At 50.7% G+C, this 26,217-nt stretch carries 25 protein-coding genes and 1 riboswitch; of the genes, 13 read left to right on the forward strand and 12 right to left on the reverse strand.

Annotation, left to right across the window (positions count from 1 at the left end):
• Positions 1-34 precede the first annotated feature (34 nt).
• Positions 35-952: an HPr(Ser) kinase/phosphatase gene (hprK, locus tag P40081_RS35315; protein WP_039296145.1), complete on the reverse strand. Its 918-nt coding sequence runs from the start codon at positions 950-952 to the stop codon at positions 35-37.
• A gap of 149 nt (positions 953-1,101) precedes the next feature.
• On the opposite strand from hprK, the gene P40081_RS35320 reads away from it, so the two are divergent.
• The 3 genes from P40081_RS35320 to P40081_RS37130 all read left to right on the forward strand — a co-directional run bounded on the left by P40081_RS35320 (position 1,102) and on the right by P40081_RS37130 (position 5,369).
• On the forward strand, positions 1,102-2,766 hold the full coding sequence (locus P40081_RS35320; RefSeq protein WP_052422163.1) for a histidine kinase N-terminal 7TM domain-containing diguanylate cyclase: 1,665 nt from the start codon (positions 1,102-1,104) through the stop codon (positions 2,764-2,766).
• Between the two features lie 169 nt (positions 2,767-2,935).
• Complete coding sequence (locus P40081_RS35325; RefSeq protein WP_042140492.1) at positions 2,936-3,859, forward strand: phosphotransferase enzyme family protein; 924 nt, start codon at positions 2,936-2,938, stop codon at positions 3,857-3,859.
• 103 nt (positions 3,860-3,962) lie between these two features.
• Positions 3,963-5,369, forward strand: coding sequence for an S-layer homology domain-containing protein (locus P40081_RS37130; protein ID WP_063779816.1), 1,407 nt, complete (start codon positions 3,963-3,965; stop codon positions 5,367-5,369).
• A gap of 118 nt (positions 5,370-5,487) precedes the next feature.
• On the opposite strand, the gene P40081_RS35340 is transcribed toward P40081_RS37130, so the two are convergent.
• Positions 5,488-5,991 (reverse strand): GNAT family N-acetyltransferase, encoded by a 504-nt coding sequence (locus P40081_RS35340; protein ID WP_042140493.1) that lies wholly within the window; start codon positions 5,989-5,991, stop codon positions 5,488-5,490.
• A 145-nt stretch (positions 5,992-6,136) separates the two neighbouring features.
• Between P40081_RS35340 and P40081_RS35345 the strand changes: the two genes are divergently transcribed.
• Entirely contained in the window at positions 6,137-6,505 is a 369-nt protein-coding gene (locus P40081_RS35345; RefSeq protein ID WP_042140494.1) for a DUF1304 domain-containing protein, read from the forward strand.
• A 23-nt stretch (positions 6,506-6,528) separates the two neighbouring features.
• Here P40081_RS35345 and P40081_RS35350 read toward each other — a convergent pair whose 3' ends face one another.
• Positions 6,529-7,350: a methyl-accepting chemotaxis protein gene (locus tag P40081_RS35350; protein ID WP_042140495.1), complete on the reverse strand. Its 822-nt coding sequence runs from the start codon at positions 7,348-7,350 to the stop codon at positions 6,529-6,531.
• Between the two features lie 219 nt (positions 7,351-7,569).
• Between P40081_RS35350 and P40081_RS35355 the strand changes: the two genes are divergently transcribed.
• Positions 7,570-8,277, forward strand: coding sequence for a DUF4386 domain-containing protein (locus P40081_RS35355; RefSeq protein WP_042140496.1), 708 nt, complete (start codon positions 7,570-7,572; stop codon positions 8,275-8,277).
• Here the strand turns inward: P40081_RS35355 and P40081_RS35360 are convergent.
• The 5 genes from P40081_RS35360 to P40081_RS35380 form a co-directional block, all read right to left on the reverse strand.
• A complete protein-coding gene (locus P40081_RS35360) occupies positions 8,234-8,830 on the reverse strand; it encodes a Crp/Fnr family transcriptional regulator (protein WP_042140497.1) in 597 nt (198 codons plus the stop codon). The genes P40081_RS35355 and P40081_RS35360 overlap by 44 nt on opposite strands.
• A 63-nt stretch (positions 8,831-8,893) precedes the next feature.
• Positions 8,894-10,270: an amino acid permease gene (locus tag P40081_RS35365; protein ID WP_042140498.1), complete on the reverse strand. Its 1,377-nt coding sequence runs from the start codon at positions 10,268-10,270 to the stop codon at positions 8,894-8,896.
• A 150-nt stretch (positions 10,271-10,420) separates the two neighbouring features.
• Positions 10,421-10,500: riboswitch (glycine riboswitch) on the reverse strand.
• A gap of 465 nt (positions 10,501-10,965) precedes the next feature.
• Positions 10,966-12,390 (reverse strand): L-arabinose isomerase, encoded by a 1,425-nt coding sequence (gene araA / locus P40081_RS35370; protein WP_039296120.1) that lies wholly within the window; start codon positions 12,388-12,390, stop codon positions 10,966-10,968.
• 40 nt (positions 12,391-12,430) lie between these two features.
• On the reverse strand, positions 12,431-13,126 hold the full coding sequence (locus P40081_RS35375; RefSeq protein ID WP_042140499.1) for an L-ribulose-5-phosphate 4-epimerase: 696 nt from the start codon (positions 13,124-13,126) through the stop codon (positions 12,431-12,433).
• Positions 13,127-13,129: 3 nt separating this feature from the next.
• On the reverse strand, positions 13,130-14,743 hold the full coding sequence (locus P40081_RS35380) for a xylulokinase (RefSeq protein WP_042140500.1): 1,614 nt from the start codon (positions 14,741-14,743) through the stop codon (positions 13,130-13,132).
• A gap of 281 nt (positions 14,744-15,024) precedes the next feature.
• On the opposite strand from P40081_RS35380, the gene P40081_RS35385 reads away from it, so the two are divergent.
• The gene (locus tag P40081_RS35385; protein ID WP_042140501.1) at positions 15,025-16,110 is read left to right on the forward strand and encodes a GntR family transcriptional regulator; all 1,086 of its coding nucleotides are present in this window, start codon (positions 15,025-15,027) and stop codon (positions 16,108-16,110) included.
• 2 nt (positions 16,111-16,112) lie between these two features.
• Here P40081_RS35385 and P40081_RS35390 read toward each other — a convergent pair whose 3' ends face one another.
• The 3 genes from P40081_RS35390 to P40081_RS35400 all read right to left on the reverse strand — a co-directional run bounded on the left by P40081_RS35390 (position 16,113) and on the right by P40081_RS35400 (position 19,026).
• The gene (locus P40081_RS35390; protein WP_042140502.1) at positions 16,113-16,835 is read right to left on the reverse strand and encodes a hypothetical protein; all 723 of its coding nucleotides are present in this window, start codon (positions 16,833-16,835) and stop codon (positions 16,113-16,115) included.
• Between the two features lie 95 nt (positions 16,836-16,930).
• Entirely contained in the window at positions 16,931-18,310 is a 1,380-nt protein-coding gene (locus tag P40081_RS35395) for a sensor histidine kinase (RefSeq protein WP_231575255.1), read from the reverse strand.
• A gap of 17 nt (positions 18,311-18,327) precedes the next feature.
• Positions 18,328-19,026: a response regulator transcription factor gene (locus P40081_RS35400; protein ID WP_042140503.1), complete on the reverse strand. Its 699-nt coding sequence runs from the start codon at positions 19,024-19,026 to the stop codon at positions 18,328-18,330.
• A gap of 220 nt (positions 19,027-19,246) precedes the next feature.
• On the opposite strand from P40081_RS35400, the gene P40081_RS35405 reads away from it, so the two are divergent.
• The 6 genes from P40081_RS35405 to P40081_RS35430 all read left to right on the forward strand — a co-directional run bounded on the left by P40081_RS35405 (position 19,247) and on the right by P40081_RS35430 (position 23,927).
• The gene (locus P40081_RS35405; RefSeq protein WP_039296107.1) at positions 19,247-19,504 is read left to right on the forward strand and encodes a GlsB/YeaQ/YmgE family stress response membrane protein; all 258 of its coding nucleotides are present in this window, start codon (positions 19,247-19,249) and stop codon (positions 19,502-19,504) included.
• 166 nt (positions 19,505-19,670) lie between these two features.
• Entirely contained in the window at positions 19,671-20,396 is a 726-nt protein-coding gene (locus P40081_RS35410) for a lantibiotic protection ABC transporter ATP-binding protein (protein ID WP_042140504.1), read from the forward strand.
• Positions 20,380-21,108 (forward strand): lantibiotic immunity ABC transporter MutE/EpiE family permease subunit, encoded by a 729-nt coding sequence (locus P40081_RS35415; protein ID WP_042140505.1) that lies wholly within the window; start codon positions 20,380-20,382, stop codon positions 21,106-21,108. The genes P40081_RS35410 and P40081_RS35415 overlap by 17 nt, the downstream gene beginning before the upstream one ends.
• 1 nt (position 21,109) lies before the next feature.
• Positions 21,110-21,868, forward strand: coding sequence for a lantibiotic immunity ABC transporter MutG family permease subunit (locus tag P40081_RS35420; RefSeq protein ID WP_042140506.1), 759 nt, complete (start codon positions 21,110-21,112; stop codon positions 21,866-21,868).
• 29 nt (positions 21,869-21,897) lie between these two features.
• Positions 21,898-22,560, forward strand: a complete 663-nt coding sequence (locus P40081_RS35425; protein ID WP_042140507.1) for a response regulator transcription factor — start codon at positions 21,898-21,900, stop codon at positions 22,558-22,560.
• Entirely contained in the window at positions 22,548-23,927 is a 1,380-nt protein-coding gene (locus P40081_RS35430; RefSeq protein ID WP_042140508.1) for a HAMP domain-containing sensor histidine kinase, read from the forward strand. Before P40081_RS35425 ends, P40081_RS35430 begins: the two co-directional genes overlap by 13 nt.
• A 60-nt stretch (positions 23,928-23,987) precedes the next feature.
• Here P40081_RS35430 and P40081_RS35435 read toward each other — a convergent pair whose 3' ends face one another.
• Entirely contained in the window at positions 23,988-24,542 is a 555-nt protein-coding gene (locus P40081_RS35435; protein WP_042140509.1) for a TetR/AcrR family transcriptional regulator, read from the reverse strand.
• Positions 24,543-24,707: 165 nt separating this feature from the next.
• Between P40081_RS35435 and P40081_RS35440 the strand changes: the two genes are divergently transcribed.
• Positions 24,708-26,183, forward strand: coding sequence for a DHA2 family efflux MFS transporter permease subunit (locus P40081_RS35440; RefSeq protein WP_042140510.1), 1,476 nt, complete (start codon positions 24,708-24,710; stop codon positions 26,181-26,183).
• The last annotated feature ends 34 nt before the right edge of the window (positions 26,184-26,217 follow it).

Below are 26,217 nucleotides of genomic sequence, written 5' to 3' on the forward strand. Positions count from 1 at the left end.
TAAGTTGCCCTGGAGTGTATGGGATTATCCCGCCTTAAGACTGCATCCCGTCTTCAATCCGCTTCATGAAGTCTTCTACCGCGCTGTATCCAAGCTGCTTGAGATACCAATTATTCGCAGCAGCTTCGATCAGGCCGGCCACATCGCGCCCCGGCTGAAGCTGAACCTCGATATGCGGGATTTGAACGCCGAGATATTCCGTGAACTGGGGAACCAGCTCCAGGTCATTGTTGAGTGAATTCTCCTGCCACGGTGCCAGCTCGATATCTAATACAATCCGCGTCTCATCCTGGAAGGCCCTGCGCCCGTACTGGCGTACGACATTGATCAGGCCGATGCTGCGCAGCGCCAGGAATTCGCGGGTCGTCTCATTATGCGTCCCGAGCAGCGTTGCCGGCCCCAGCTTCTTGAGCACTACAATATCATCGGCCACGAACCGGTGGCCCCGCCGGATGAGCGTATGCGCCGTTTCGCTTTTACCGATCCCGGACTTGCCCCGAAGCAGAATCCCGATGCCCGACACATTGACACATACCCCGTGAATCGACAGCTCCGGCGCCAGCGTTTTTACCAGATAGCTGTCCAGCTTGGCAATAAACTCCGTGGTCACCTCTGGTGTCCGCAGCAGCGGAATGCCCTCCTGATTACAGTATAAGGTGAGGTAAGGGATCTCTTGCTGGCCGCTCGTTACAATGAAACAAGGCGGATGATATTTGACGATATTGCCGATGTGCAGCATGCGTTCCTCTACACTCAGCGTCAATAAATAGTTGATCTCCTTGCGGCCGAGTACCTGCACCCGCGCCATCGGAAAGAAATCGAAATAACCGACGAACTCAAGCCCGGGTCTGTGCGTCCGTGGACGGGTAATGACGCGGTCCATGCGTTCCGCCCCTGCCAGCACTTCCAAATGAAACTTGTCCGTAAGATTCTGAACGGTGATAGATTTCATATTGTTCTCCTCCCAACCATATTCTTCCGATAGAATCACTTAAAAATCTTGTAATCTGCACACGCTAATTATATATTAAAATCAATATATAAGACCTTTGACCCAGAAAAATCAATAAAACACTAAATATATCAAGAAGGTGTAGTATATTGGCCTTGGAGTCTTGGATTGATCTGATGATGTGCTTTGTCTTGTTCCTTTTGTTTATATACATATTTGCTTCTGTAGGTACGATAACCAATTTGCACAAAGTCTACCTTGGTTTTCATTTCTCCATGATGATCTGGCCTTACTGCCAGTTTGCCATCCGGACCGTTGATGATCCAATCTATCAGCTATTCTATGTGAAGCTTGCCTTTATCGATGCCTCCCTGCTGACTACGGGCTGGATCTTCTTCACCATTCTGCTCTCTGGCCAATCGCAATTTCTTAACCGCAAAATATTAATCGCCCTGCTCGTTCCGGCATTCCTGTCGTCGCTGGGTGTGGTGCTGAATCCGAACGGCTGGTTTGTTCTTCCGGTAAACGGCGGATATGTTGAGCGGATCTACGGACCTATTTTCTGGATCAACATGTCTATTGTTATTCTACACGCCATCGTATCGCTGTATATCATTTATGTAGCTCTGGTCTCCGATCAGGCGCCGCGAATCAAGAATCAGATCATGTATATGCTAAAAGGGATTCTTGCCGTCTGTGTCTTCCTGATGATCGATGTGTTCCTGAACGTAGTGCTGGACAATTATCTGCCGGTCATTCCGGGCTTTACTTCGCTAGGCATTGTCGTGTCAGCTACCTTCTTCGTGATTACCATTCACCAGGACAAAGTGTTTGATATTGTAACTATCGCCCACCAGGATATTATCAATACGATGGAATACGGAATTCTTGTCCTCGACGATCAAGAACAGGTGGTCGAGATCAACCAGGCTCTGCTTCCCCAGATCCGGCTGAATCCCGGGCAGAGGTTCGATATGGCCCGCCACCTGCCCGGCGCCAATATCGTGAAGACTGAACAGTTCCTGCAAACCTACCATGACCATCCGCTTGAGGTAGCCGAGACAGAACTAATGTATCCCGCACTCCAAATGTACATCAGCATTCATGCCGCACCGATTATGGTGAGCGGTGTGAGGGTGGGCCGGATTGTCACCTTCCAGAATATAACCGAGCTTCGGCGCCTCATTGATGAGACGAACCAGCAGAACACCATTCTGCAGGAGCGCAATTCCGCCTTAATCAAAGTCCAGGAAGAGCTATTCCAGACGAACGCCAAGCTCCGGAAGATGGCCATCACCGACAGCCTGACCGGCTGCTACAACCGCCATTATCTCATGCAGCAGCTGGAGAATGAATTAATGAAGGACCGGGATCCCAGGGTCCCTTCGACCATTATACTGATCGACATCGATTATTTCAAAATGGTCAATGACCGCTACGGCCACCTGGCCGGAGATGAGGTCATTTGCAGTACGGTAGAGGTCCTGCAGCGTAATCTGCGCCACTCTGATATTCTGTCCCGTTATGGCGGCGAGGAGTTCCTTATCTACCTGCCCGATACGGAAGAGGATGAGGCGTATGTGCTGGCAGAGCAGCTTAAATCAAGCATTGAGTCCAACCAGATCAGAATTGATCATATAGACGAGCCTATATCCATCACCATCAGCATAGGAATGCTCAGCATCGGGGAATTCAAGGTCACACCGCCCATGAGCACAACAACTTACTTGAACGATTTGTTCAGATCGGCAGACAAAGCCTTGTACGCAGCCAAGCATCAGGGCCGCAATCAGATTGTTTCCGTGAAAAGATAGCGAATGCACATAAGCCACCCGGCTCAGGAAACGGGTGGCTTAACTTTTGTCCGCGGGGCTGTTCCCTACTGTAACTTTAATTATAGCTAAGCTTTCTCTATACATCCGGTTTCGCCAAGCAGGATAATGAATAACAGTTAGAACAATTCGTTAAAAGGGGATACAGCCGATGGATTATGATCATCTTATCCGCGAGATTAACCGCTCCTACCCGCTCCATATTGAGCAGATCCGGCTTCACCGGGAGATGATCGGCGGGGTGTATTTCGCAGAGGGCGAAGGTAAGCGTTATGTACTCAAAATATACCGCAGCTTCAAGACAGCCGATGCCCTGCAGTCCGTTCGTATTCTTGATTATTTAGAGGCTCATTCTTATCCTGCCGTTACTGTTCTGCGGACGGCGGGGCAGGAGAGTCATATCCTTCTTGAAGCTCAGGATGGCTTGCAGGCAGCGGTGCTCTTCCGCTATGCCGAGGGGGCTACGCCCGATGGGATAGCCGAAGCAGAGGTTATCGGTCAACAAACCGGAGAATTGCATCAGCTCATGCAGGGCTACCCGGATGAACTGATCCACCGGACAAAAACCGACTACATCGGTGACTATCTCTCCATTATGCGCGAACTGGACTGTGCTTCCGAGTCCGTTGCTGCGCTCGAACACTATGGCAATGAACTATGGAGCCGTATGTCAGATTTGCCTAGACACTTTTGTCATGGCGATCTGCATACAGGCAACATGCTCAGGGACAGCCGCGGGCAATACGTGCTTATGGACTTCGATGACGCTTCAGGTGATTATCCGGCCATGGATGTTGCCTATATGTCTGATAACACTCACTTTAATCTATTTCACGAGTCCATGTATGATGATACCCGGCGTCTGTTTGAGCAGTTCTATTCCGGATATAGTAAGGTACGGACCTTGAGTGACAAGGAGTACTCAGCCGTATTCGATTTCATTGCGGTCAGGCATTATCAGATCATCTCCAGAATTGTCCGCTGCCAGGGTTTGCAGTCGGTATCCAAGGCGTTCTGCGATGAGCAGTATGGCTGGCTTATGAAATGGCGGGAGCTTTGTCTGAGCAAACCCTAATAAACCGGAATTCCGGATAATTCAAACCTGCTGTAACCTTTTTGCAGGACGGCACGTCTAAGATCACAAATAAACCACAAACTACTCTATGAGGTGACTGACAATGAAGAATACATTCAAGATCATTACTATATCTGCTGCTGCTGCTCTGGCGCTCAGCTTCGCGGGACAACAGTTCGCTTCCGCGGCAGCCTTCAAGGATATTAACAATGTGCAGGACAAAGACAAGATCATCGCTCTGCAGAATAGCGGCCTGATCAAAGGGATCAGCCAAGACCTGTTCGGTCCGAATATCAGTATCTCGGAGGCTGAAGGAGTGCAGATGATCGTAAATGCACTAGACCTGAACCTTGATCTGATCCGGTTTGTGAAGGAGCCGCATGCTACCGACTATTTCAAGAATGCCAATGATTCCGCTTGGTACGCTGAAGCGCTCATTATTGCCGGTGTCCACGGGCTGGATCTGCCCGCCGACCTGAAGCCCAACCAGAAGCTGACGCGTGAAGAATTCACGCACCAGCTCATTGATGCGATTGAAGCCAGCGGCCAGCTGCCGATGATCAAGCCGGTTGTTATTGATTATAAGGACCAGGATCAAGTTAAGGCAGAGTATTCCGGTTCGATCCAGCGCGCCCTGAACTACGGTGTCCTGAAGCTGGATGAAAGTAGCAAGCTTAAGCCTAAGCAGGAAATCACCCGGGCTGAAGCAGCTGTAGCGATCAGCAATGCGCTGGCGTATCTGAAGGCACATCCGGCACCGGCTGCGCTGAGTGAGACGCTTACTGCCGAAGAGGCCGTTCAATTGATTAAGGAGGCTGTAGGTCCGGAAGCAGACCTGCAGATCAAGATCGACCCGGCTGCCAGCATGTCCCGCGAATCATTCACCTACCTGCTGGTGCATACCCTCCAGACCAGCGGCCAGCTGCCGATGTTCAAGCTTATTCCAGTTGAAGTTGCAGATGAGAGTCAGATGGATATCTCCAATTCAGGCGCTATTCAAACCGCACTGGCGCTTGGCTTCGTTACACTGGATGAGTCCGGCAATTTCAATCCGAAGGGTGATATTACACGTACCGCCGGTACGGATATCGTGAATAAAGCGCTGGAATACTTGAAGGCTCATCAAGCACCCGCAGCAGAGAGCGAAGTTCTTACGGCTGAGCAAGCTGTTCAGTTGATCAAGGAAGCCGCAGGACCGAAGGCTGATCTGCAGATCAAGATTGATCCGGCAGCCAGCATGACCCGCGAATCTTTCACCTACCTGCTGGTGCATACCCTCCAGACCAGCGGCCAGCTGCCGCTGCTTAATCTGATTCCGGTAGAGATCAAGGATAATGACAAGATCAATATCCTGAACTCGGGAGCCATTCAGACGGCCATCGCCTTGAAGATCGTGAAGCTGGATGCTGACGGCAAGTTCAATCCGCAGGCTGGAATCACCCGTACAGACGCGGCCGCTATGGTTAGCCAGGTTCAGGAGATCCTGAAGCGGGCTGCTGCGAATCAATAATACCCGGAACATTCCAATTTTCCGCAAGCAATTATCAGCTCAAAAAGCACATGTCAGCGGCTTGTGCTTTTTGGCATGTTCTATGATCGCCGCCGGGAAGCTTGTCAACACGATAGAGCTACAGCATCAGAATCATCAGAGCCTCATCCAGATATTCATCCCCAAGCTTCATCGCCTTCGGCTCTGTGCCATAGCAGATGAATCCAAGAGATTCGTATAGTCTTTTGGCAGCTACATTATTCGAGGTTACCGTTAAATTTAGAATTTCGAGCCCCGGCAACAGCCTCGCCCGGGCAATCAGCTCCACCATCAAGCGGCGGCCCACTCCTTGTTTACGGACATCTGAATCCACATATACTGAATATATATTAGCTTTATGATCAATTTTGGGCCGGCTCTCCCGGAAAAAAGTGACGATGCCCACCAGCCTCTCCTCACCATCAAAAGCTCCCAGCGTGAAATTATTCTCCGAGGGCTCCAGCCTGATGCGTGTGGTGACTATAGACAGCTTCTTTTCCGATTCATAGGAGCTGAGATAGGCTTCCGGATGCAGCCGCAGCGACTGTAGCCGAAGCTCGCGGTAAGCCTCCGCATCCACGGATGTCAGCATTCTTAGGTACAACAGGTTTGCCTCCTCAAGGAATTTAGGGATTCCAAATTGACAAAATTGCAGAATTTGGCTATATTATACAGTGTAAAATTATATTTTGAACAATTTAATTTCTCTGTTAATCAATCTTACATAATTATGAAAAGAGGGATTTACTATGATGATCGTGAGTTTAATACTCGTGGCCTTGGTTGCAATGGAGCATGTGTATATTCTAGTGCTGGAAATGTTCCTGTGGACTACCCCGCGGGCGCAAAAATCGTTCGGCACCACTCCGCAGTTCGCCCGGGAAACGAAATCGCTGGCGGCCAACCAGGGATTATATAACGGCTTTCTGGCGGCCGGTCTAGTCTGGAGCCTGCTGCATCCGAATGATACCTTCAGTGTTCAGCTTCAATTGTTCTTCCTGATCTGCGTTGCGGTTGCAGCCATCTATGGCGGCATCACGGCCAAGAAATCCATTCTATTGGTTCAGGGCCTCCCGGCCTTCATTGCTCTGCTTGCCGTTATTCTGGCGAATCTGTAATTATGAGAATAGCCGCTCTTCCCTCACAGCTTCTGCGCGAACTGGTTCAGCTGCTCGGACATCGTCCGGATCTCCTCAATGAAGCTGGAGATTTCATTCGTTGAAGCAGCCTGCTCCTGCCCGACTGACGCAATCTGATGGATGGATTGGCTGATCTGCTTCATCGCGGCTTGGATCTCCCCCAGGGTATCCCGGATCCGCTGCGCAGACTGCTCGGTTTCCTTCGAGAATTTGCGGATTTCTTTCGCTACAACATCGAATCCCCGCCCCTTCTCTCCTGCGTGGGCAGCCTCAATGGCTGCATTAATCCCGAGCAGATTCGTCTGGTCGGCGACCTTTCTGAGGACAGCCAGCACTTCATCGCTTTTTTTGACACTTTCGGCGGTCGTTTCTGACTGGAGCAGCAGCTTCTGCGAGAAATCGGCAAGCAGCCCCGAGCCCTCTGCCACATGCCCAATCCGGGCGTTAGCCTGATTTAGGGAGACCGAGATCTGATCAGCGATTTCGCGCAGCTCGGTCTGTCTGCGGACCTGGATGCAGACCGCCCCGCAGACGCTTCCATCCTCTCCGTGTACCGGAAGAACCGTACCGACGAATTCATACCCATAGTAGTCCTTAGGGACATTAGCTTTCGAGAATTCATCATTTCTCAGCGCATGATACAGAGGTTCGTCCGCAAGAATTATCTGTCCTGCCCGAATTCCCAGATCAATGGACGTTCCAGGGAAATAAGCGATGAACTTCTCCACATCACAGACAGCAATAGATACATCATAGGGAAAAGCAGCTTTCAGGACCGGTGCCAGGTTCACTATATCTTCAAGGGAGCGGATAATGTTCTTCATGGATGTGGGTTCTCCTTCATTAAATCACTTCATTAAATCGCTTCATTGCACAGTACAGAAATATCTAGATTAAGGTTCGACATTTTTCAATGACTATCCTTTATTCAAAAACTTAATATTTAAAATTTAATCATGTCCTCTTAACTTAAGTCAATGAAGCCCTGCAGGCGCCTTAGTACAATATAACCACAATCAATAATCAATCAGGGGGTTATGCTAATGTCTGCTGCAGTGGCTCGAACCGGGGGAATATCGCTCATTGTAATGGCGGTTGCCGCCGCGCTCTCGTACGGATATGTCCAAGGGAGTCTGGTAGTGGATGGAGATGCCGCTGGTACCTTCGCCAATCTTCAGGCCTCTCCGTCGCTGTTCAGGGCCGGGATTCTGGGCTGGGTACTGATTATGGCCTGTGATGCGGCAGCTGCCTGGGCCTTATATCTGGTGCTGAAGCCTGTGCATCCGGGCCTGTCCCTGCTGGGAGCATGGCTGCGCCTGGCTTATACGGCAGTGTTGGGGGTTGCTGTCTCCAGTCTGATCGTGGTATCACTTCTTACCGGTAACAGGGAGGTTGCGCTTTCCGGCTTCACACGAGGGGAGCTGCAGGCGGAGGTCATGCTTCATCTTCATGCTTTTGAAGCGGTATGGTCGGCTGGTTTGATTCTGTTCGGGGGGCATCTGCTGATTATAGGTGTGCTGGCGGTATGTTCGGAGAATATTCCGAAGCCCGTCAGTGTGCTGCTGCTGCTGGCAGGCTTCGGCTATATTATGGTTCATCTGTGCGGCACACTTGTGCCCGGGTATGGAGAATTCCTCCAAATCATCAAATGGGTGTTCATGCTGCCGATGACCGCAGGGGAGCTGGGGCTTGGCATCTGGCTGCTGTTCAAAGTCCCGGCTGCGCGTGTTCGCGCTCAAGCCGCTTCTTAATCCGGCTGAGCGACTCCGGTGTCATCCCGAGATAGCTGGCCAGCTGATGCTGGGGGACGCGGCTGATCAGGCCGGGCCTCCGATGCAGCAGTGCCTTGAGGCGGTCTTCGGGGGATGCCGCAATGAAGGCGGCGAATTCCGCCTGCACCTGTCCGAAATTCTCCTCGATCATCCGGCGTGTCATCAGCTCCAGCTGCGTGTGTCTGGCGTACATTTCCCTCTCGGTATTCAGCGCACCGACAACCAGTACGCAGTCCTCCAGACAAGTCAGGCTGTATTCCGACGAGGCATCCTCTTTATGCGCATTGAAGATAGCGATCGCCTGCTCCTCTGTGTAGAAATTCGAGGTGATGTCGCGGCCTGTGACGTCAACACTATGCTGCCGTACGCATCCTTTTAACACGAAATAGCAATGACCGGGAACCTCCCCCTGCCTAAGCAGCGTGGCTCCCTTGCTGTATTCCTCAACAAGAATCTCCTCCAGAATGGCCTGCTGCTGCTCTTCACTGAGGGAGGTCAGCCGGGTCATATATTGGAGTAATCTATGCTTCATGTTTCGGATTCCTCCTTATAACGCTACTGACAACATGTCAGTAGCGTTTGAACATTCTTGCACTCATGTATTGATTATACTAACATCGGCATCACTTTTCTCCTTCTTGCTCCGCATGGAGTACAGGACGAACAACAGAATGAACCATAGGGGCGTAAACAGCAGCGCCGGACGGGTATCATCTGCGAACAGCATAATGATCAGAATAGCAGCAAACAACGTTAATACCGCATAATTAATGACCGGTGTGAACGGTGCTTTGAATTTGGACGAGGCATGTAAGTCCGGGCGGTTCCTCTTATATTTGATATGACATACGAGCACAACCCCCCACACCCAGATGAAGCAAATGGCACTGATCGTTGTAACGATGCCGAAGGCCTGGCCCGGAATAAGCTTGCTAAGCAGCGCCCCGGCCGATATAACTATTGTAGAAATAAATAAAGAGTTAGCAGGCACATGATTTCGGTTCAGCTTGCCGAGCTGCGGGGAGGCCTGATTCCTTCTGCTCAGATTATACAGAATCCGGCTGGTTGAGAACATCCCGCTGTTGCAGGCGGAAGCTGCTGAGGTTAAGACGACGAAATTGATAATGCCCGCAGCAACCGGAATCCCGACCAGGCTGAAGGTTCGCACAAAAGGACTTTCAGCTGCACTGAGCTGGGTCCACGGGTTAATGCACAGCAGGACGAAGAGCGCGCCCACATAGAAGAAGAGAATCCGCAGAGGAATCTTGTTAATCGCCGAGGGGATATTTTTCTCCGGATCTGCTGTTTCTGCGGCTGATACACCCACAAGCTCCACACCGACATAAGCGAACACAACCATCTGGAAGGAAAATAAGAAGCCCTTGACACCATTCGGGAACACACCCCCGTGCTCCCAGAGATTGCGGACGCTCACCGATCCCGCATCCGTCTTGAACCCGATGACCAGCAGAATGATTCCCAGGCCAATTAAGGCAAGAATCGTGACGACTTTGATTAGCGCAAACCAGAATTCGAGTTCGCCGAAGCTTTTGACCGTTAACAAATTGAGTCCTAACAGGATAATCAGGCAGATGACAGCCGGCACCCACTGCGGGATATCGAACCAGTACTGCACATAGACGCCCACTGCAATCACATCCGCCATCGCCGTCATAATCCAGCAGAACCAGTAGGTCCAGCCTGTAATGAACGCAGCCCGCGGCCCCAGATAGTCTTCAGCAATGTCCGTAAAAGATTGATATCCCGCTTTGGAGAGCAGCAGCTCACCCAGCGCCCTCATCACAAAAAACACGGCAATTCCCACGAGTAAATACGTGATCATAATGGACGGGCCGGCCTGCTGAATCGCTCTGCCTGATCCCAGGAATAACCCCGTACCAATCGTGCCGCCGATAGCGATCAGCTGTACATGACGGTTCGCCAAATCTCTCTTTAATTCTGTCTGTGCCATTGCCTTTTTCCCCCTTAATGTGTACAACGCTATGCTGCCAAATAACATAAAAAAGAGATTGGATATCATCCAATCTCCCGGTTCATAAGAATATCAAAATAAGCTACCTGCGCCGCTGACCGTAATTAATCAGCATAACAAATACAAATTCCGTACTCTTCTGTCCTTTTGCCTGAGATTGTGAACCCTTCGGCGCTGCGGTCTCCCGCAGTCTCTCCAGAAGCTGCTCCTGCTATAGTGTGATCCATAGCAATCATAGCCCGTGTGATGTATTAAATTGGTGAAGCGTTAATGCATTCTGATATTCTAACATATTACTCGGCATGTGAGTATTGAACAGTGATAAAAGTCTCCTACCTATGGCTAGATGTCTAGGGTGCGCTCCTGCACTACAGCGGCATAAATGTTGTACGTTTTGCAACTTGGATGCGCAGATACCCGGTTGTTTAGATAGATTGTTGTATGAAATACAACAATTTCCACGCTAAACCGTATGAAGGAGGAGAAATGCTGCCTTTTGTACAACAATTTTCGATTTAGTCCAATTTAATGAAGCGAATGTTGTATTTTGTACAGGATTTTAGAAAATCACGGGCACGGAGGATGAGTTTGCCGGTAATACCTTGGCTCTGCATTAAAAAAAAGCAGACAGGCAAAAGCCCATCCGCTCATTTGATCCAACATTATTCCGCTATTTATTTAATGATTACATAATCCAGGCCAACCAGCTTGGCGTAGGTTACGATCTGATCTGTAGTCAAGTTGAGCGACACCACGGTATGGTGACCGCCGCCGTTCTCGATCCATGCCTTAATTCCATCCTGGAAGTTAGGCTTCACCTGCCAGAGCACGCGGGCCACCGGAAGATTCGGAGCCGGAACCGTCGGCTCGAAGGCAGTAACTTCATTGATCAGCAGCTTGTAATGAGTGCCGAAGTCAGCCATCGATACCACGACGCCTTCGCCAGCCTTGCCGTCGAATACGAGACGGGCCGGATCTTCGCGGTCGCCGATACCCAGCGGAGACACAAGCACCTTCGGCTTGTTGCTGGCCAGGCTCGGGTCAACCTCAAGCATGTGGGACTGCAGAATCGCTTCCTGTCCGGCAGCCATTTCGTAGGTGTAATCTTCCATGAATCCGGTGTTCAGGTTGTGGCTCATCACCTTCATCAGGCGGTCCAGGGCCGCTGTCTTCCAGTCCCCTTCGCCGGCGAAGCCGTAGCCTTGTGCCATCAGACGCTGAACGGCAAGACCCGGAAGCTGCTTCATGCCGTGCAGGTCTTCGAAGTTCGAAGTGAACGCATTGTAGTTGCCGGCATCCAGGAAGCGTTTGAGGGCAATTTCATAGCTGGCCTGTACCTTCACGCTGGCTTCCCATGCTTCTTTGCTGTATGAACCGTAATCGAAATCATATTGCTCTGCATATTCAGCGAACAGCGCATCAATTTCTTCTTCCTTCACTTCGTTTACATACGCAACCAGGTCGCCGATCCCGAAGTAATCCACGGTCCAGCCGAACTGAATCTGGGCTTCTACCTTGTCGCCTTCGGTAACGCCCACGTTACGCATGTTGTCGCCGAAGCGGGCCACTTTGATGTTGAAGCTTTCGTTATACGCAACGGCAACGTCCATCCATTCGGCAATTTGCTTCTGGACTTCGGCGCGTTCCCAGTACCCTACCACCACTTTGTTCTGTTTCTTCAGGCGGGCATTGATGAACCCGTATTCACGGTCGCCATGGGCAGCCTGGTTCAGGTTCATGAAGTCCATATCCAGTGTAGCCCAAGGAATGCTCTCATTGTACTGTGTAGCCAGGTGCAGAAGCGGCTTCTGCAGCAGCTTCGTGCCGCGGATCCACATTTTGGCCGGGGAGAAGGTATGCATCCAGGTAATCACACCGGCAACCTCGTCACGGTAGTTGACTTCTTTCATGATCGAAGTGATTTTGTCTGCACTGACCGCCAGATCCTGCAGCACCAGCGGATAAGGCAGCACACCGCTGTTATTGAGGGCATCCGTCATCTCCTGTGCATGAGCTTTAACTTCACCGAGGGCTTCTTCTCCGTACAGATGCTGTGATCCTACAACAAACCAGAATTGCTTAGCGCTTACTGTTGACATATTATTTCATCCTCTTCTCTTGGATAATATATAAATCAGATTATTTCTGACCGTAATAAGCGCCTTTACCATGCTTGCGCAGATAGTGTTTATCCAGAATCCGCTGCGGCAATTCTTCAGCGAAATGGTTCAGCTCGCGGGCAAAATGGTTCAGCTTGGACACTTCCTCCAGCACCACGCTGTTCATCACTGCATCATGGGCATTCTTCCCCCAGGTGAACGGGCCATGGCCTTTCAGCAAGACGCCGGGAACTGCCATAATATCAAGGCCCCGCTGTTCAAAAGTCTCAATGATCACGCGTCCGGTCTCCGCTTCATACCCGCGGTCAACCTCCTCCTGCGTCAGGAAGCGTGCGCAGGGTACCGCGCCATAGAAGGTGTCGGCATGTGTCGTGCCCATTACAGCAACATCCAGCCCGGCCTGCGCCCAGATGGTCGCCCAGGTCGAATGCGTGTGCACGATGCCGCCGATTTCTGCATAATGCTTGTAGAGTACGGCATGGGTCGGTGTATCCGAGGATGGTCTCATCTCCCCTTCAACCACGTTACCGTCGAAATCCACTACGACCATATCGCTAGGCTTCATTTTGTCATAGCTGACGCCGCTTGGTTTGATGACGAATACGCCTTTCTCACGGTCAACTGCGCTCACATTGCCCCAGGTGTATTTGACGAGTCCATGCTTAGGCAGGTCCAGATTGGCCTCGAATACCTCTTCTTTCAGTTGCTCCAACATAGGTTAACCCCTCCCGTTTTCTACCAGATGATCTACAGCAGCCTGCTCGATCGCGATCCCTGCAGTATAACGTTCCATGAACAGCTCGAAGCCCTTCACATCAGCCGCATCCGGATGGATGATTTGTCCTTCCACATCCTTAAATACCTTGTGGTCAAGGAAGTCATCAAGACGCTCCTGCTGTGCTTTGTTCTGCATGTAAGAGGCCAGAATCGCCATCCCCCATGCGCCGCCTTCTCCGGCTGTTGCCATGACCGAGACAGGGACGTTCATTGCAGCGGCCACGATTTTTTGCCCGACAACAGGAGTTTTGAATAATCCGCCGTGAGCCAGAATGCTGTCGATCGACACTTGCTCCTGCTTGGTCAGAATATCCATTCCGATCTTCAGCGCGCCAAAAGCGGAGAATAAATGCGTCCGCATGAAGTTGGCCAGATTGAAGCGGCTCTCCGGTGAGCGTACAAACAACGGCCGGCCTTTCTCAATCCCGGTAATATTCTCCCCGGAGAAATACCCGTAGCTCAGCAGACCGCCGCCATCGGCATCCGCCTCCAGTGCCTTATTGAACAGGACACTGAACAGCTGGCCGGGATCAGACTTAAAGCCCATTGCCTCCGAGAATTCACGGAACAACCCGATCCAGGCGTTGAGATCACTGGAACAGTTGTTGGCATGAACCATGCCGACCGGACTGCCGTCTGGAGTAGTAACCATATCAATCTCCGGATATACGGCTGTAAGATCCTTCTCCAGCACGATCATTGCAAACACGGAAGTGCCTACGGAGATGTTACCGGTCCGTTTGCGGACACTGTTCGTAGCAACCATACCTGTTCCGGCGTCGCCTTCCGGAGGACACAGCGGAATACCCGGCTGCAGCTCCCCGGACGTATCCAGAATTAACGCACCCGTTTCTGTTAATAGCCCCGCCTGCTCGCCCGCAGTATACACTTTAGGGAGAATATCTTTCAGCTTCCAAGGGTAGCCCTTATCTGCAATAAGTTCATCGAACTGTGCAACCATCGCTGCATTGTAATCCTGCGTGGCCTCATCTATCGGGAAAACCCCCGAAGCATCGCCGATCCCGATCGCCTTGCTGCCGGTCAGCAGCCAGTGAATATACCCGCCCAGCGTTGTTACGAACTCCGCCTGAGGCACATGCTCTTCCCCGTTCAGTATCGCCTGATACAGGTGCGCTATGGTCCAGCGTTCAGGGATGTTGAACTGGAAGACCTCCGTTAATTCTTTGGCCGCAGCACCGGTTGTTGCATTACGCCAGGTCCGGAACGGAACCAGCAGCTCACCTGCGCTGTCAAAAGCCATATATCCGTGCATCATTGCCGAGAACCCGATAGAACCGACGATCTTAAGCGTAATACCGTATTTCTGCTGGACTACCTGCTTCAGTTCACGGTAAGCCTCCTGCAGGCCCTTGATAATGTCTGTCAAATGATACGTCCAGTACCCGCCCTCAAGCAGATTCTCCCACTCGAAGCTTCCGGATGCGATGGTCTCGAAACGCTGATCAATCAGTACTGCCTTGATACGTGTGGATCCAAATTCGATACCCAGTGAAGTTTCTCCCTTAAGTATCGCTTGCCCGATGTTCTGATCCATGCCCACGTTACTCCTCTCTGAACCAAACTGTTATAATAGAAATGGAAAGAAGGCGCTTCCTTTATTAACAGACTTAGTATATTTTTTGTTCGTACATTTGTCAACACAACACACAAGATATACATACAAATTTTACAGTGAGAAATCCATATTTCCCTTGAAACGCTTATACATAGTAGACATTGGATTATAATAACGATATATTCATACTATAATGTGTACGTACAACTATCGCAGATATACCGATTCGTATATGAACAACCATGAAAGAAGTGAGCCGGGTGAAAACCAAATACCAGATTATTTTTGATGATATAAAAAGCAATATACTGTCAGGAACCTATAGTGTGGGCGAGCAGATTCCTACAGAATTAGCCTTGCAGGACACCTATGGTGTGAGCCGGCAAACCGTCCGGAAGGCTATCCTGGAGCTATCCAATGAGGGCTTTCTAAGAAGCGAGAAGGGATCAGGCACCTATGTGAGCAACCAGTTCCGGTCCAAATCGGGGGGCAATCAGAGCAATAAAACCATCGGTGTCATCACGACCTATCTCTCAGATTACATCTTCCCTTCCATCATCCGCGGGATCGAGAGCAGACTGAATGAGGATAATTATTCGCTACTGCTCGCCAGTACCAATAATGATGTCGCCCAGGAGAAGAAAGCGCTGGAGATGATGCTGTCCTTTGGCGTCGAAGGTCTCATTATTGAGCCTACGAAGAGCAATCTGTACAACCCTAATATTGCATACTATCTGTCGTTCAAAGAACAGGATGTCCCGTTTATCATGATTAATGCTTATTATGAAGAACTGGAGGTACCTTTCTTCTGCCTTGATGATGTGCAGTCCAGTTACCTGGCGACCAGAGAGCTGATCTCCAAGGGCCATACCCAGATCGGTATTATTGCCAAAATGGATGACCTGCAAGGCAAATACCGCATGAAGGGTTATATCAAAGCGCTTGGAGAAGCCAAATTACGCTTTCACCCTGAGCAGGTGCTGTCCTTCGATACTGAGTCCAAGCAAGCCCTGTCCGAGAACCTGAAGCAGTTCCTGACCGATAACAAAGAGGTATTAACAGCTATTGTCTGCTATAACGATGAGGTTGGCCTGGAAGTCGTAAATGTGTGCAGACAGCTGGAGATTTCGATTCCGGGGGATTTATCAATTATTGGCCAGGATAATTCTTATATCGCCAAGAATGCGGGCATCAAGCTCACGACCTTAACCCATCCGCAGGAGCAGATGGGCCGTGATGCCGCTGAGTGGGTTATTAAAAAGCTGCAGGGGAAGAAGGATTTGCGGAACAGCACCTATTATCAGCCTGTGCTGATTGAGGGGGAGACGGTAAGGGCGCTGGAGTGAGTTCAGTCCAGAAGTGTGGAGATGAGGATACTCTCAATCTTTGCGTCCTTGATGTGAAATGACATGAAATCCACATAGTTAGCCGGTGCAAACCGGTAGTCATCCTCTTCATTGGGTGCTCCATCTCCGACCAGCTTGCCCTCGGGATAAGCTTTTTTAAGAGTCTCTACACTGTCGCCAACCTTGATATTGCGGACCGTGGCATATTTGGGATCGGTAATTTTAATACTGAAGATATAGAACCGCTTGCCTTCAGCCGCTTCATCAATCGTTTTGATCTCAAGCCCCGGGAATTTGTACTGCTTCTCCGTGAAGCCGAGCAGTGTATCCATATTCAACCCGTCATCTGCGGAATAGGTATGGGATTTCTTCTCCGCCGCCTTCCCCAGCATGCTTTCCAGCTTGGTATCGTCCACGAAGTCGGAAATGGCAATGGTATGGTCTTTATGGACAAAAGCCAGCTCTTTTAATATCACATTCCCGTCCTTTTGAATGGTGCCCTCCTTGATTACCCCGGAACCGGAGTTGTTACCGGCTGAAGCAGCGGGTGAAGGTTCAACCGGAGCCGGAGTTGCAGCTTCTTCAGTAGCCTTGGTACTTGCAGCAGGCGCCGTTGCAGGTGCTGCCGATGGTGAATCCGCCTCATTTGCCTGGCATCCTGCCAGAAGTGTCATAAGCAATATTGCGGACAGCATTAGGGCTGCCGGTTTTTTTAATGCGTTCATTATTAACCCTCCATAATTAAGTTATTTATCTTATGAGGTTAGTATAGGGAAACAATTTATTAGTGTAATAACAGACTTGTATCATTCATGTAACATCACATTAGCGGCAAAACGATGGACACTTGGGTTCCCGCGTCAATTTCGCTCTCAATGCTCAAATACCCGCCAAATTTCTCGGCGATTTCTTTACATATGGATAACCCCAGTCCGGATCCTTTGGCAGCATTTGAATTACTGGCCCGGTAGAATCTTTCCTGAACCCGTACAATCTCATCCTCGCCGATCCCGATCCCCTGATCCCTTATTTGCACGACTGCTTCATTCTGTCTGATATAGGCTTCAATGCTTATCTTCGTACGGGGATTGGAATACTTGATGGCGTTGTCCAGAATATTGGCGATGGCGTGTGACATCAGGATTTGATTTACATATACGAAGGCCGGTTTCCCCTGCCTGATGTCCAGCTCTATTTCTTTATTATCGGCTTTGGCTCTCATCCCTGCTGCCACTTGAACGGCTAATTGCGTTAAATCGGTCTTCTCAGTACCCATATCCTCCGGACCCGCCTTGTCAAACCGGGATAACATCAATAACTCATTGATCAGCAGGGTCAGGCGGTCTGATTCATTTACAAGATGAAAATATATCTTTTGCAAATCCTCATCCTCATTCTCACCCTCATATAAATATTGGGAGAATCCCCGGATAGCAGCGAGCGGTGTTTTCAGTTCATGGGATACGTTGGAGACAAACTGCTTCTGATACTGTATATAGTCGCTGAGCTGGATACCCATCCGGTTCAATCCTTCAGCCAGCATCCCCAGCTCATCCTTCCTGTTCAAGTGCACCTGCTGGAACTGCTGTTTGGAGAAGCTCTCCGTGGCACCAAGCAGATATTTGATCGGCTTGGTTGTATTACGGGCAATGAATAGACTGGAGAGCGTGATCAGTACAATAAATCCTCCTGCACCGGCAAACAGAATATACCTAATTTTTCCCATAATATCATAGAAATATGAAATGTCCTCCACGAACTCGAACACATAACTATTCTGATAATACTTATCCTGAATGGGTATGGCGAAATACAGCAGATGATTATCAGTAATCGTGTAAGAATAATTCCCCTTTAGCGCGTTCTGGATATTCCCCGCGAAGATCAGGGGCGTCTTGTTATTTATTATGATCCCATCCACAGCTAGTCCCAGCAGCTTCTGATTGCTGTCATAGATCCGCACTTCCTTACCTGAAGTCTTTAACGTTTCCAGAGCACTTCTCGGCACATCCGTGGGCTGGCCTTCCTCCGCTGCTTTATCATGCTTCGTGAGAATTTCCCTGAAGGACAGCTCACATAAATCCGCCTTTTCCATCATTTTCTTCTCTATGGTTACGAAGCTGAAGTATTCGATCGCTTTGTTGACTGAAATAATAATAACGGCAAAGGACAACACCGAGAACAATAAATAATTCAACAAAAGCCGGGTTGCATATTTCAGGCGGAGCCACCTCCAAGCTGATAACCAAATCCGTAAATCGTTCTAACGTATTTCGGATTCTCGGCATCATCCTCCAGCTTCTTCCTTAACCGCATAATGGTCATATCTACGCTGCGGCTGTCCCCCAAGAAATCATATCCCCACACGAGCTCCAGCAGTTCATCCCTTGTATAAATTTTCTCCGGCCTTTTCAGCAGCATTTCGAGAATTTTAAATTCTTTTGCCGTCAGCGAAATTGGCACACCGTTTTTCTGCACCACTCGGGTCTCCAGATCAAACGCCAGTTCTTCATGCTTCATCCGGGTATTCTCATCACTTTGCTTCGGATCACTATTGTCATATCTTCTAAGCACAACTTTGATCCGGGCAAGGAGTTCCCGGTTATCAAAAGGCTTGGTGACGTAGTCCTCTGCCCCCAGCTCAAGTCCTAATACCTTATCTATAATCTCATTCTTAGCCGATAACATAATCACAGGCATCGCCTGCTTCTTAGTGATTTCTTTGCATAGGTCATAGCCCGAGCAATCCGGCAGCATCAAATCCAGCAACACCAGGTCCGGCTGAAAAGAATCCAGGATCTGTAGTCCCGTGCTTCCGTTCTCTGCCGTCTTCACCTGGTAGTTTTCTCTCCTGAGTACAAGCTCAATCAAGTCTCTAAGGGCCGCCTCATCATCAATCACGAGAATTTTTTTCAATCGATCCTTCCTCCTCCAGTAGAAGCATTCACAGGTAGCTTCCCGCCAATAGTCAGGTTGGTGGCTTTCCCTTCTAATATTAACACTACATTATAGGGTTAACCGCACAAGCTATGAAGTTCATAGTCAGGGCGAAAACCAAAAAAATTATTCAATAAGCAGTTCACCTATTCCCTTTCCTAACATACCTTGAATAAACCACTGAAAAGGGGACAAATCAATGTATCTGCTCTGGGTGTTGATTATCGGCGGAATTATCGGCTGGCTAAGCGGCAATCTGATTGGACGCGATGTTCCAGGAGGCGTGCTGGGAAATATCATTGCCGGCTTTGTCGGCTCCTGGCTGGGTACCGAGCTGCTGGGGCCGAGGGGGCCCGTTGTTGGTGGATTCCATATCATTCCAGCCATTGTTGGTTCAATTATCGCCTTACTGATATTCTTTGCACTGGCCCGCGGGGGCGCATTCCGGAAACGTTAGAATCCCGCCGGCTCTAGCTTCAGCTTCATAACAGAGACCCTCCTGCAGTACCGGGGAGGGTCTCTGTCATGCATAACCCTTCATTCTTGCGGGGGAACCCTCCGTTATCCTTATAGAATCCTTAGAATCTCCTCTTAGACTGTGGAGATAGAAAGGATGATATACTATGCAAGACATTATTCTGGAAACCGAGAATCTGTGCAAAAGCTTCAAGCATCAAACCGTTGTGAGCAATGTATCACTTGCGGTACCGCGCAACTCGATCTATGGACTGCTTGGTCCGAATGGCGCCGGCAAATCAACAACACTCAAAATGTTCGCAGGCATGCTGCGCCCCAATTCCGGCAGCATCCGCATTCAAGGGCATGATTGGACCCGGAAGGACTTACGCAGAATTGGTGTACTGATTGAGGCGCCGCCGTTATATGAGAACCTGACCGCCCGTGAGAATCTCAAGGTACGTACACTTGCCCTCGGATTGCCGCAGTCCCGGATCGAAGAGGTGCTCACGACCGTGGATTTGGCCCGGACGGGGAAGAAGCGTGCCGGACAGTTCTCCATGGGGATGAAGCAGCGGCTCGGCATCGCGATTGCACTCCTGAACCAGCCGGAGCTGCTCATTCTGGACGAACCGACCAACGGGCTTGACCCTATCGGGATTCAGGAGCTGCGGGAGCTGATCCGTTCCTTCCCCGGGCAGGGAATCACTGTCATTCTCTCAAGTCATATGCTCTCCGAGGTCGAACAGGTAGCGGATCAGATCGGGATTATCGCCGGCGGAGTGCTGGGATATCAGGGTGCCATTCCCCACGGCCAAGAGCTGGAAGCCTTGTTCATGCAGGTGGCAGCAGCAGGCCGGAGGGAGGTTGCGCCTCATGCTCAATCATATTAGGGCTGAACGTTTAAAATGGCGGCGCACCTTCATCCCCAGTCTGGTCTGGATCGCCCCTGTATTCACGATGCTGCTGTGTGCCATTCTAATGGGCGGAAGCTATTTTCAGACCGGGGCTTATAACTGGTGGTACACCATGCTCTTGCCGGGGGCGTTGACACTCACTTGTTCACTGGCTCTGCATAAGGATGCCAAGATGAAATACCGCGGACTGCTGGCACTTCCCGTCGATCCGAAGATCCTCTGGGCCGGGAAAATCATCGCCTGTGCGCAGTGGCTGTCCGCTGCTCTCCTCCTGTTCCTGATTGGCATTACAGCAGGGGGAATGCTGTTTGGCCAGACCATTCCATTGCTGAACAGCCTGGCCGGCAGCGCGCTGATCTTCATTACGTTTCTGTGGCAGATTCCACTGTGTCTGTTCCTGGCCGCACGGCTCGGATTATTCGCCGCTGTTCTGCTTAATATGTTCGGTACTGTCGTGGGCGTGGTTACCTTCGATGCCGGAGGACTGTGGGATTACATCCCCTATACGATTACTTTCAGACTCATGTGCCCGGTGCTGTCCATTCTGCCGAATGGCCTCCCGGTACCGGCGGACAGTCCGCTGAGAAGCACAGACATGATTCTGGATGATGTGCTGGTCTCCCTGGTCTGGTTCGGATTACTGTTCCTGCTTACTGCACTATGGTTCCATAAGCAGGAGGCGAAGTAACATGGCCACACTACTGGGATTGCTGCGGGCGGATCTGCTCAAAACCCGGCACACACCGTTTCTGCTGATTCATCTGCTGGCCCCCTTAACCGGAGCTGCCGTGTTCCTGGCCTACTATTCTTACTCCCCATGGAGCGCCTCAGACAAGGCATTGGCATTCATGCAGTCTCTGGGCTGTGCCCTTCCTGCCCTGATCGGGCTCGTCTGCTCCATGGCGGCGGAACAGGAAGCGAATGCAGGACAGTATCAAAGAATGCTTGCTATGCCTGCGGCCAGAATCACAACCTATATAAGTAAGCTGCTGCTCCTATTGTGTTTTGGCTTCGGAGCCGTCCTGTTCGCTTACAGCCTCTTTGGCCTGGGCTTTAGCAGGATTCTGCAGCAGGACAGACTGGGATTACCTTTTTACCTCACCGGGGCAGTTATTCTGTTCGGGAGCAATATATTTCTATACCTGCTTCATCTGACAGCCAGCCTGCAATTTGGCCGGGGGGCTTCTATTGGAACGGGGCTGGCGGGAAGTCTGGTGTCCGCCTTAATGCTCACAGGACTGGGCGATTCGATCTGGCCCTATATCCCCTTCGCCTGGGGTGTCCGCTTCATCTCTTTATGGACAATCCACGCTTCCGGTATCACGTTATCCCCTGCCGTATCCGGCCTGAATACCGGAATTGCGGTCTGCATACCGGGAACAATCACCGCTTCCCTGCTATGCCTCTTATGGTTCAGGCGCTGGGAAGGACGATCAACGGAGAATTAGACCTACAACTTATAATTGAGGGAATGAATATGGCCAAAATACTCGTAGTAGACGATGAGCCCGCCATCCTGTCGCTGATTCGCAATGCACTCCGTACGGATCAGCATCTGGTGACGGTGATCTCTGATTCCACCCAGGTACGCCAGTCCGACCTTGGCGCGTATGATCTTATTATGCTGGATGTCATGATGCCGGGGGTGGACGGCTTTACCCTTTGCCGGGAGATCCGCGCGGCAGTGGACTGCCCCATTCTTTTTTTAACGGCCAAAACACAGGAAAGCGATCTGATGTACGGCCTGGGCCTCGGGGCAGATGACTATATTGTGAAGCCCTTTGGTATAGGGGCGCTGCGGGCACGGATTGATGCCCACCTCAGGCGGGAGGGCAGGGAGAAGCGGAAGGTGCTGTATCTGGAGAACATACATTTCAATCTCTCCGGCAAAGAGCTGTTTGTCCAGGCGGACAAGGTGCCTCTGACCAAAAGCGAATATGAAATCTGCGAATTCCTGGCCCGCAGCCGCGGACAGGTCTTCTCCAAGGAAAATATCTATGAAGCGGTCTTCGGGTATGACGGGGAAAGCGACAGCAGCGCTATTACGGAGCATATTAAGAATATCCGGGCCAAGCTGAGCAAATATGGAATGGATGTCATTGAGACCATCTGGGGGATCGGATATAAGTGGAAGCTGTAAAATTAACCAAAACTGTACGCCTTCGCACCTTTTTCCTGCAATACCTTCTGTTCTTAAGCCTGGGAACGATCTTGCTGCTGGGCGTGCTGCTCGGCCTGTTCACACTGGCTTTTGTCTGGGATGCCGTGCTGCCTGCAAACTATGCCGAGAAGGAGATTGCAGCGTTCAAGGAACGGCTGGCCTCAAGCGAAGCAGTAACGCCGCAGATGGTTCCGGACAGGGTGGATTATACCGTATTCACCGGAGATGGAGAGCTGCTCGCCGGTAACCTGAAACGCCAGGAAGCAATACATGCCTGGGAGATCGTGCAGCATGGGGATAGCCAGGGCTCTCATTTCTATACAACCGCCCGGCACGGGCAGGAAATCTGGATATTCCGGTATAGCTTAACGCCGCAGTACGCCTCTTCCCTGCTGCGCAGCTATCTGCCGAATCCCCAGCTGCTGGCCATCCTCCTCTTCATCTTCGGTGTTTTGCTCCAGGCCGCCCTGCTCGCCGCTCTGTTCGGCAGCAGACTGTCGAAGAAAATGGCCGGGCTGCAGGAAGCGACCGGGCACATCCAGCGTGAGAATCTGGAGTTCACCATTAAGCCCTCCGGAATCCGCGAGATCGATGAGGTGCTGGCCTCCCTGGACCGGATGAAGGAAGCCCTGAATACCTCGCTTATGCGGCAGTGGGAGCTGGAACGTTCCCGCAGAGAACAGATTTCCGCGCTGGCCCACGACATTAAGACACCGCTCACCATCATCCGGGGAAACGCAGAGCTGCTGCAGGAGACCTCACAGGATGATGCCCAGCAGGAGTATAACAGCTATATTCTCCGCAGCGCCGGGGACATCGAAGCCTTCGTACAGGAGGTTATTGATCTGTCCAGCCTGCAGGCTGGGGCGGAGCGCCGGGAATCTCTTGTGCCAACAGGGGAAATTATTGAAGAATTGGAGCTGCAGCTGAAGGCCCTCTCCTCCGGGAAGAATCTGCATACCTCTGTCCAGAAGAAGAACCTGCCCGAGTTCCTCTTCATTAATAAAGAGCTGCTGCTGCGGGGGATTGTTAACGTGCTCGCGAATGCGGCAGAGCATACACCTCCGCAGGGAAGCATCGGTCTGCTCGTGCAGGGCGGTGCTGATGCTGTTCATTTCATGATTACTGATACCGGCCGCGGCTTCTCGCAGGCCGATCTGAAAGAAGCAACCCATCAGTTCTACAGGGGCGACGGGAGCCGAAGCTCCGGCAACCATCACGGGATGGGGCTCTACATCGCCCGGTCTGTGGCCGAGCAGCACGGGGGCAGCCTTAGTCTGGATAATGTATCTCCCGCCGGCGGAGGGAAGGTGACCCTGAGCATTTCACAAACCAAGCGGCCCTGATTCTCCTTGAGAGAATTAGGGTTGCTTGGTTTAACCCCCTTTTTAGCCGCCAGCCGCCCGTCAAATATACCTTCTCTTATACACCAGAGTAATCTGCCCCGCTATGTACTCCGCGCTATACTCTGTACCCTCCTTAATCCACCACATGATAATCCCCAGCAAAGAAGCTGTAATAATATCAACGGAAGCCACTTCCCTGGCGGCGCTTATATTTCTGGCGTTCCGCCGTTTCTCGATCGTATTCTTGAGCAGGCTGCTCAAGTGGTTGGCGAAGCCCTTATGCTCCACCAATACAGCAAGAACCTTCCGGTACTCATAGAAATAATTCAAAAAGATAACCAGCTGCTGCTGTTCGTTGCTGCCTTTCACCTGTAATAACGGCTCCACCTTCTTGGACAGCTCATCAAAGATCTCATGAACCAGCTGGCGCAGCAGATCATTAATATCCTCATAATGCAAATAAAACGTTGCCCGGTTCAATTCGGCGCGGCTGGCGATTCTTTTGACAGTCAATTGAGATATCTCCACATTATCGGCCAACAATGAAAAAACAGCATCCTTCAGCATCTTTTTCGAACGGATGGTTCTTGGATCAACCCTTTTGTGTTCTGGCATTTCATCCCTCTAACTCGTTTATTTGGCACTTCATCAACGCATTCGCCCAGACTGTCGATTAGTCGACACTTCTATGGAAACTGCAAATAGGATTAACGCCTAAATCCTGATATGATTCATTTTATTGACACTGTGTTGAAAAAGCAATGAAGAGAGGCCTACACTATGCAAGAAGAATCCAAGACCATAAATAAAGGGATTTTACTGACCATCTTAATCTTTGGCTGTTTCTTATCTACCCTTAATCAGACGTTATTGAATGTCGCTTTAAGCAGTCTGATGGATGTATTCGATGTCACGGCAACCACCGTACAATGGATTTCAACAGGCTTCATGCTGGTCAACGGGATATTGATTCCGGCCACAGCCTATTTAATGAAACGTTTCACAACACGGCAATTATTTCTGAGTGCCATGTTGTTTCTGCTGATGGGCTCTATAACTTGTGCAGCAGCACCAAGCTTCAGTGTGCTCTTGATCGGCCGGATGATTCAGGCAGCCGGTGCTGGGATTATCATGCCGCTCCTGATGAGTGTTGTGCTCGCCATCTTCCCGGTTGAGAAGCGCGGCAGTGCGATGGGACTGCTCGGGCTGGCGATGATCTTCGCTCCTGCGATTGGTCCGACGCTCTCGGGATTTGTTGTAGAATATCACTCCTGGCGCTGGTTATTTATCGGTCTCATCCCGCTTGTCCTCATTGTTATCGTGCTGGCCTTCAAGTATCTGGTGAATGTATCCGATACGGCCAAGTCGAAGCTTGACGTAGTAAGTGTTCTTTTATCGACGATCGGGTTCGGTCTTATTCTATACGGCTTCAGCAGTGCAGGCAGTAAAGGCTGGGGCGATGCGGTGGTGATCCTGACTTTGGCGGTTGGAGTCGCTGTAACGGCCCTATTCTGTGTCCGGCAAATCAAGTCGGATGATCCGCTGCTGAACCTGTCGGTCTTCAAGAATAAAGTCTTTACCTTAACTTCCCTCATTAACGTATTAATTACCATGATGATGTACGCGGATATGATCCTGCTGCCTATTTATCTGCAGAAGGGACGCGGCTTCACCCCCTTTGATGCAGGACTGTTATTATTGCCGGGCGCGCTTGTCAATGCGTTCATGTCCCCCGTTACCGGCAAATTATATGACCGGTTCGGCGCGAAGCCGCTGTTCATCATTGGTTTACTGTTTATTATTCCGGCAATGTGGGCGGTAACCGATTTATCGGAATCTACAACATATACGTATCTGATGATTCGTACCATTGGACTGCGGATTGGCCTAAGCTTCATTACCATGCCGCTCAATACAGCCGGACTCAACGCACTGCCGAGGCAGCTGGGTACGCATGGCACCGCCGTGAATAATACCGTGCGCCAGATCGCCGGGGCCATTGGTACGGCTGTCGTCATTACGATCTATACCGCGCAGACTACAAGTCATGCAGCAACAGTCCTGCGCAGCAACCCTTCTACTACAGCTGAGCACCTTAAATCCCTGGCCTCGATGCTGGGGGCAAGTGACGCCTATTACTTCATGATGATTCTAGCTGCCGCCGCGTTTGTAATCACCTTATTCATGCCGGTGAAAAGCAAGCTGCTGCCCGATAAAAAAGCGAATGCAGCCAGCAAGGAAGATCCTCTGCTGTAACCGGGCTTGTGATCACAACGAATAGAGAAGCACC

The sequence above is a fragment of the Paenibacillus sp. FSL P4-0081 genome (genome assembly GCF_000758565.1).
Lineage (GTDB): Bacteria > Bacillota > Bacilli > Paenibacillales > Paenibacillaceae > Paenibacillus_AQ > Paenibacillus_AQ phytohabitans.

Excerpts from the sequence above, each read along its gene's own strand:
- P40081_RS35345 (WP_042140494.1), top strand. The coding sequence starts at position 6,137 with ATGATGATCGTGAGTTTAATACTCGTGGCCTTGGTTGCAATGGAGCAT.
- P40081_RS35405 (WP_039296107.1), top strand. The coding sequence starts at position 19,247 with ATGTATCTGCTCTGGGTGTTGATTATCGGCGGAATTATCGGCTGGCTA.
- P40081_RS35440 (WP_042140510.1), top strand. The coding sequence starts at position 24,708 with ATGCAAGAAGAATCCAAGACCATAAATAAAGGGATTTTACTGACCATC.
- araA (WP_039296120.1), bottom strand. The coding sequence starts at position 12,390 with ATGTCAACAGTAAGCGCTAAGCAATTCTGGTTTGTTGTAGGATCACAG.
- P40081_RS37130 (WP_063779816.1), top strand. The coding sequence starts at position 3,963 with ATGAAGAATACATTCAAGATCATTACTATATCTGCTGCTGCTGCTCTG.
- P40081_RS35355 (WP_042140496.1), top strand. The coding sequence starts at position 7,570 with ATGTCTGCTGCAGTGGCTCGAACCGGGGGAATATCGCTCATTGTAATG.
- P40081_RS35410 (WP_042140504.1), top strand. The coding sequence starts at position 19,671 with ATGCAAGACATTATTCTGGAAACCGAGAATCTGTGCAAAAGCTTCAAG.
- P40081_RS35325 (WP_042140492.1), top strand. The coding sequence starts at position 2,936 with ATGGATTATGATCATCTTATCCGCGAGATTAACCGCTCCTACCCGCTC.
- hprK (WP_039296145.1), bottom strand. The coding sequence starts at position 952 with ATGAAATCTATCACCGTTCAGAATCTTACGGACAAGTTTCATTTGGAA.
- P40081_RS35360 (WP_042140497.1), bottom strand. The coding sequence starts at position 8,830 with ATGAAGCATAGATTACTCCAATATATGACCCGGCTGACCTCCCTCAGT.
- P40081_RS35350 (WP_042140495.1), bottom strand. The coding sequence starts at position 7,350 with ATGAAGAACATTATCCGCTCCCTTGAAGATATAGTGAACCTGGCACCG.
- P40081_RS35390 (WP_042140502.1), bottom strand. The coding sequence starts at position 16,835 with ATGAACGCATTAAAAAAACCGGCAGCCCTAATGCTGTCCGCAATATTG.
- P40081_RS35380 (WP_042140500.1), bottom strand. The coding sequence starts at position 14,743 with ATGGATCAGAACATCGGGCAAGCGATACTTAAGGGAGAAACTTCACTG.
- P40081_RS35420 (WP_042140506.1), top strand. The coding sequence starts at position 21,110 with ATGGCCACACTACTGGGATTGCTGCGGGCGGATCTGCTCAAAACCCGG.
- P40081_RS35375 (WP_042140499.1), bottom strand. The coding sequence starts at position 13,126 with ATGTTGGAGCAACTGAAAGAAGAGGTATTCGAGGCCAATCTGGACCTG.
- P40081_RS35365 (WP_042140498.1), bottom strand. The coding sequence starts at position 10,270 with ATGGCACAGACAGAATTAAAGAGAGATTTGGCGAACCGTCATGTACAG.
- P40081_RS35435 (WP_042140509.1), bottom strand. The coding sequence starts at position 24,542 with ATGCCAGAACACAAAAGGGTTGATCCAAGAACCATCCGTTCGAAAAAG.
- P40081_RS35425 (WP_042140507.1), top strand. The coding sequence starts at position 21,898 with ATGGCCAAAATACTCGTAGTAGACGATGAGCCCGCCATCCTGTCGCTG.
- P40081_RS35415 (WP_042140505.1), top strand. The coding sequence starts at position 20,380 with ATGCTCAATCATATTAGGGCTGAACGTTTAAAATGGCGGCGCACCTTC.